Below are 5,497 nucleotides of genomic sequence, written 5' to 3' on the forward strand. Positions count from 1 at the left end.
AGGGGTGGCTCTTTGCTGAATGATGTCCGGCGGCGTCCTACTCTCCCACACCCTGGCGAGTGCAGTACCATCGGCGCTGAGGGGCTTAGCTTCCGGGTTCGGAATGGGACCGGGCGTTTCCCCCTCGCTATGACCGCCGTAACGCTATCGAGTTGTCAAACGGGTTCCCGTTCGTTACTCGGGAACCGCACAGTGGACGCGTAGCACTTGAATGAAGTGGTGAAGTTGTCGGCTTATTAGTACCGGTCAGCTGCGAAGGTCTTTAGTCCCTTCTTCCACATCCGGCCTATCTACCCAGTGGTCTAGCTGGGAGCCTCTCGGGGATCGAGTCCCCGTGGAAACCTCATCTTGAAGCAGGCTTCCCGCTTAGATGCTTTCAGCGGTTATCCCTTCCGAACGTAGCCAACCAGCCGTGCTCCTGGCGGAACAACTGGCACACCAGAGGTTCGTCCGTCCCGGTCCTCTCGTACTAGGGACAGCCCTTCTCAAGTTTCCTGCGCGCGCAGCGGATAGGGACCGAACTGTCTCACGACGTTCTAAACCCAGCTCGCGTACCGCTTTAATGGGCGAACAGCCCAACCCTTGGGACCTACTCCAGCCCCAGGATGCGACGAGCCGACATCGAGGTGCCAAACCATGCCGTCGATATGGACTCTTGGGCAAGATCAGCCTGTTATCCCCGGGGTACCTTTTATCCGTTGAGCGACGGCGCTTCCACAAGCCACCGCCGGATCACTAGTTCCGACTTTCGTCCCTGCTCGACCTGTCGGTCTCACAGTCAAGCTCCCTTGTGCACTTGCACTCGCCACCTGATTGCCAACCAGGCTGAGGGAACCTTTGAGCGCCTCCGTTACATTTTAGGAGGCAACCGCCCCAGTTAAACTACCCACCAGGCACTGTCCCTGATCCGGATTACGGACCGAGGTTAGATGTCCAGAGCGACCAGAGTGGTATTTCAACGTTGACTCCACCGACACTGGCGTGCCGGCTTCACAGTCTCCCACCTATCCTACACAAGCCGCACCGAACACCAATACCAAGCTATAGTAAAGGTCCCGGGGTCTTTCCGTCCTGCTGCGCGTAACGAGCATCTTTACTCGTAGTGCAATTTCGCCGAGTTCGCGGTTGAGACAGCGGAGAAGTCGTTACGCCATTCGTGCAGGTCGGAACTTACCCGACAAGGAATTTCGCTACCTTAGGATGGTTATAGTTACCACCGCCGTTTACTGGGGCTTAAATTCTGAGCTTCGCCTTGCGGCTGACCCGTCCTCTTAACCTTCCAGCACCGGGCAGGCGTCAGTCCGTATACATCGTCTTGCGACTTCGCACGGACCTGTGTTTTTAGTAAACAGTCGCTTCTCCCTGGTCTCTGCGGCCCTACACGCTCCCCGAGCAAGTCGGTTCACGCTTCAGGCCCCCCTTCTCCCGAAGTTACGGGGGCATTTTGCCGAGTTCCTTAACCACGATTCTCTCGATCGCCTTGGTATTCTCTACCTGATCACCTGAGTCGGTTTGGGGTACGGGCGGCTAGAACCTCGCGTCGAAGTTTTTCTAGGCAGCATAGGATCACCAAATTCCCGCTATTGCGGTCACCATCAGCTCTCAGGCTATGTGAGTTGCGGATTTGCCTACAACTCGCCCTACGACCTTGGACGTGGACTACCATCGCCACGCTTGGCTACCTTCCTGCGTCACTCCTGTTAATACGCTTACCTACTACCGGTTCGGGTCTCGTGCTCCCCGTAGCGGCGCGACCCGAAGGTCACTGTGCTACGGCTCGGACGATTAGCATCACCGGGCTCGGTATGGGCGGTTCTTCGCCGGTACGGGAATATCAACCCGTTGTCCATCGACTACGCCTGTCGGCCTCGCCTTAGGTCCCGACTTACCCAGGGCGGATTAGCCTGGCCCTGGAACCCTTGATCATTCGGCGGACGGGTTTCTCACCCGTCATTCGCTACTCATGCCTGCATTCTCACTCGTGTGGCGTCCACCGCTGGGTCACCCCGCGACTTCACTCGCCACACGACGCTCCCCTACCCATCCACACGCCTGAACCACGAAGGCTTAGCTGATGTGTGAATGCCACAGCTTCGGCGGTATACTTGAGCCCCGCTACATTGTCGGCGCGGAATCACTTGACCAGTGAGCTATTACGCACTCTTTCAAGGGTGGCTGCTTCTAAGCCAACCTCCTGGTTGTCTGTGCAACTCCACATCCTTTCCCACTTAGCATACGCTTAGGGGCCTTAGCTGGTGGTCTGGGCTGTTTCCCTCTCGACTACGGAGCTTATCCCCCGCAGTCTCACTGCCACGCTCTGGCTTACCGGCATTCGGAGTTTGGCTAACGTCAGTAACCTGGTGGGGCCCATCGGCTATCCAGTAGCTCTACCTCCGGCAAGAAACGCGTGACGCTGCACCTAAATGCATTTCGGGGAGAACCAGCTATCACGAAGTTTGATTGGCCTTTCACCCCTAACCACAGGTCATCCCCCCGGTTTTCAACCCAGGTGGGTTCGGTCCTCCACGCGGTCTTACCCGCGCTTCAACCTGCCCATGGCTAGATCACTTCGCTTCGGGTCTAGAGCACGCGACTGAATCGCCCTATTCGGACTCGCTTTCGCTACGGCTTCCCCACACGGGTTAACCTCGCCACGTACCACTAACTCGCAGGCTCATTCTTCAAAAGGCACGCCGTCACCCCTGCTAGGGAGGCTCCGACGGATTGTAGGCACACGGTTTCAGGTACTATTTCACTCCCCTCCCGGGGTACTTTTCACCTTTCCCTCACGGTACTTGTCCGCTATCGGTCACTAGGTAGTATTTAGGCTTACACAGTGGTCTGTGCTGATTCACTCCAGGTTTCTCGGGCCCGGAGCTACTTGGGATCCCCTTCGGGAGGCCACGGCATTTCGTCTACGGGGGTTCCACCCTCTGTGCCCGGCCTTTCAATGCCGTTCGACTATACCGCGACTTTCTGACTCCCTGCTGAATCGGCAGATCCAGCTGAAAGGTCCCACAACCCCGCATACGCAACGCCTGCCGGCTTGAACACGTATACGGTTTGGCCTGATCCGCTTTCGCTCGCCACTACTCACGGAATATCTCTTCCTGGCGGTACTGAGATGTTTCACTTCCCGCCGTTCCCTCCACACACCCTATATATTCAGGTGCGGGTCACACGACATGACTCGTGCGGGGTTTCCCCATTCGGACATCCTCGGATCACGGTTCGTTTGCCAACTCCCCGAGGCTTATCGCAGGCTACCACGTCCTTCTTCGGCTCCTAGTGCCAAGGCATCCACCCTGTGCCCTTATAAACTTGACCACAAAGATCATTCAAAAAGATGCTCGCGTCCACTGTGCAGTTCTCAAGCTACGACCGGGCACCGCATCCTCATCGCCGGCGCCGTCCCCCATCTAGGAGCGGTACGACCAGCAGAACGCGGCCCGCAGGCCACCAGCCCAACCCCCACCCCCTCAGGGATGATGATCGGGCCGCAGCCCCGAAGGACAACCTTTCGGCTGTTCCCTCAGGACCCAACAGCGTGCCAAGCCGACCCCTCACACCCGGTGGACCTTCGTTCCCTCCCCACAGCAAGCTGCAGGCGTACTAGAAGCCACCGACCATCAGAGCCGGCCAGTAGTCGATGTTCCACCCTTGAGCACCACCCTCGACACATTCGGTCTCGGCGTGGGCCTGGACAACTCACACCAGCCCATGACAGGCCGGCGCGTTGCCAGATGCTCCTTAGAAAGGAGGTGATCCAGCCGCACCTTCCGGTACGGCTACCTTGTTACGACTTAGTCCCAATCGCCAGTCCCACCTTCGACAGCTCCCTCCACAAGGGTTGGGCCACCGGCTTCGGGTGTTACCGACTTTCGTGACTTGACGGGCGGTGTGTACAAGGCCCGGGAACGTATTCACCGCAGCGTTGCTGATCTGCGATTACTAGCGACTCCGACTTCATGGGGTCGAGTTGCAGACCCCAATCCGAACTGAGACCGGCTTTTTGGGATTCGCTCCACCTCGCGGTATCGCAGCCCTTTGTACCGGCCATTGTAGCATGCGTGAAGCCCAAGACATAAGGGGCATGATGATTTGACGTCATCCCCACCTTCCTCCGAGTTGACCCCGGCAGTCTCTTATGAGTCCCCGGCATAACCCGCTGGCAACATAAGACGAGGGTTGCGCTCGTTGCGGGACTTAACCCAACATCTCACGACACGAGCTGACGACAACCATGCACCACCTGTACACCGACCTTGCGGGGCAACCATCTCTGGAAGTTTCCGGTGTATGTCAAGCCTTGGTAAGGTTCTTCGCGTTGCATCGAATTAATCCGCATGCTCCGCCGCTTGTGCGGGCCCCCGTCAATTTCTTTGAGTTTTAGCCTTGCGGCCGTACTCCCCAGGCGGGGCACTTAATGCGTTTGCTGCGGCACGGAACTCGTGGAATGAGCCCCACACCTAGTGCCCAACGTTTACGGCATGGACTACCAGGGTATCTAATCCTGTTCGCTCCCCATGCTTTCGCTCCTCAGCGTCAGTTGCGGCCCAGTGACCTGCCTTCGCCATCGGTGTTCCTCCTGATATCTGCGCATTCCACCGCTACACCAGGAATTCCAGTCACCCCTACCGCACTCTAGTCTGCCCGTACCCACTGCAAGCCCGAGGTTGAGCCTCAGGTTTTCACAGCAGACGCGACAAACCGCCTACGAGCTCTTTACGCCCAATAATTCCGGACAACGCTTGCGCCCTACGTATTACCGCGGCTGCTGGCACGTAGTTAGCCGGCGCTTCTTCTGCAGGTACCGTCACTTTCGCTTCTTCCCTGCTGAAAGAGGTTTACAACCCGAAGGCCGTCATCCCTCACGCGGCGTCGCTGCATCAGGCTTGCGCCCATTGTGCAATATTCCCCACTGCTGCCTCCCGTAGGAGTCTGGGCCGTGTCTCAGTCCCAGTGTGGCCGGTCGCCCTCTCAGGCCGGCTACCCGTCGTCGCCTTGGTAGGCCATTACCCCACCAACAAGCTGATAGGCCGCGAGCCCATCCTCCACCGATAAATCTTTCCAGACGCCACCCATGCAGGTACGTCTCGTATCCGGTATTAGCCACCGTTTCCCGTGGTTATCCCAGAGTGAAGGGCAGGTTGCTCACGTGTTACTCACCCGTTCGCCACTGATCAGACCAGCAAGCTGGCCATCACCGTTCGACTTGCATGTGTTAAGCACGCCGCCAGCGTTCGTCCTGAGCCAGAATCAAACTCTCCGTTAATGTCTACATGGCACCCAACCACCAAAGCGGTCAGGCAACCGACAAACGAAACGGTCCCGCTCCCCACTGACGAAGGGCAAGACCAATCAGATTCGGCTGAATACAGAACCCAGCACCTCACGGGGTGAGGACCAGGCTCCAGTCTCAACCAAGACCCGCACGATGGCGGGCCATATGGCATCGACTACTTGGCACACTGTTGAGTTCTCAAGGAACAGACGC

The 5,497-nt window shown here is 57.9% G+C and carries 3 rRNA genes; all 3 read right to left on the minus strand.

The features are described 5' to 3' along the window. Nucleotides 1–24: 24 nt before the first annotated feature. Nucleotides 25–141 (minus strand): 5S ribosomal RNA (gene rrf, locus D1825_RS01455). A 75-nt stretch (nt 142–216) separates the two neighbouring features. Next, nucleotides 217–3,327, minus strand: a 23S ribosomal RNA gene (locus D1825_RS01460). A gap of 427 nt (nt 3,328–3,754) precedes the next feature. Beyond that, a 16S ribosomal RNA gene (locus D1825_RS01465) occupies nt 3,755–5,275 on the minus strand. The 16S, 23S and 5S rRNA genes sit together here, the layout of an rRNA operon. Nucleotides 5,276–5,497: the final 222 nt, after the last annotated feature.

Origin of the sequence: Cellulomonas rhizosphaerae (assembly GCF_003470205.1) — a bacterium.
Taxonomy (GTDB): Bacteria; Actinomycetota; Actinomycetes; order Actinomycetales; family Cellulomonadaceae; genus Cellulomonas; species Cellulomonas rhizosphaerae.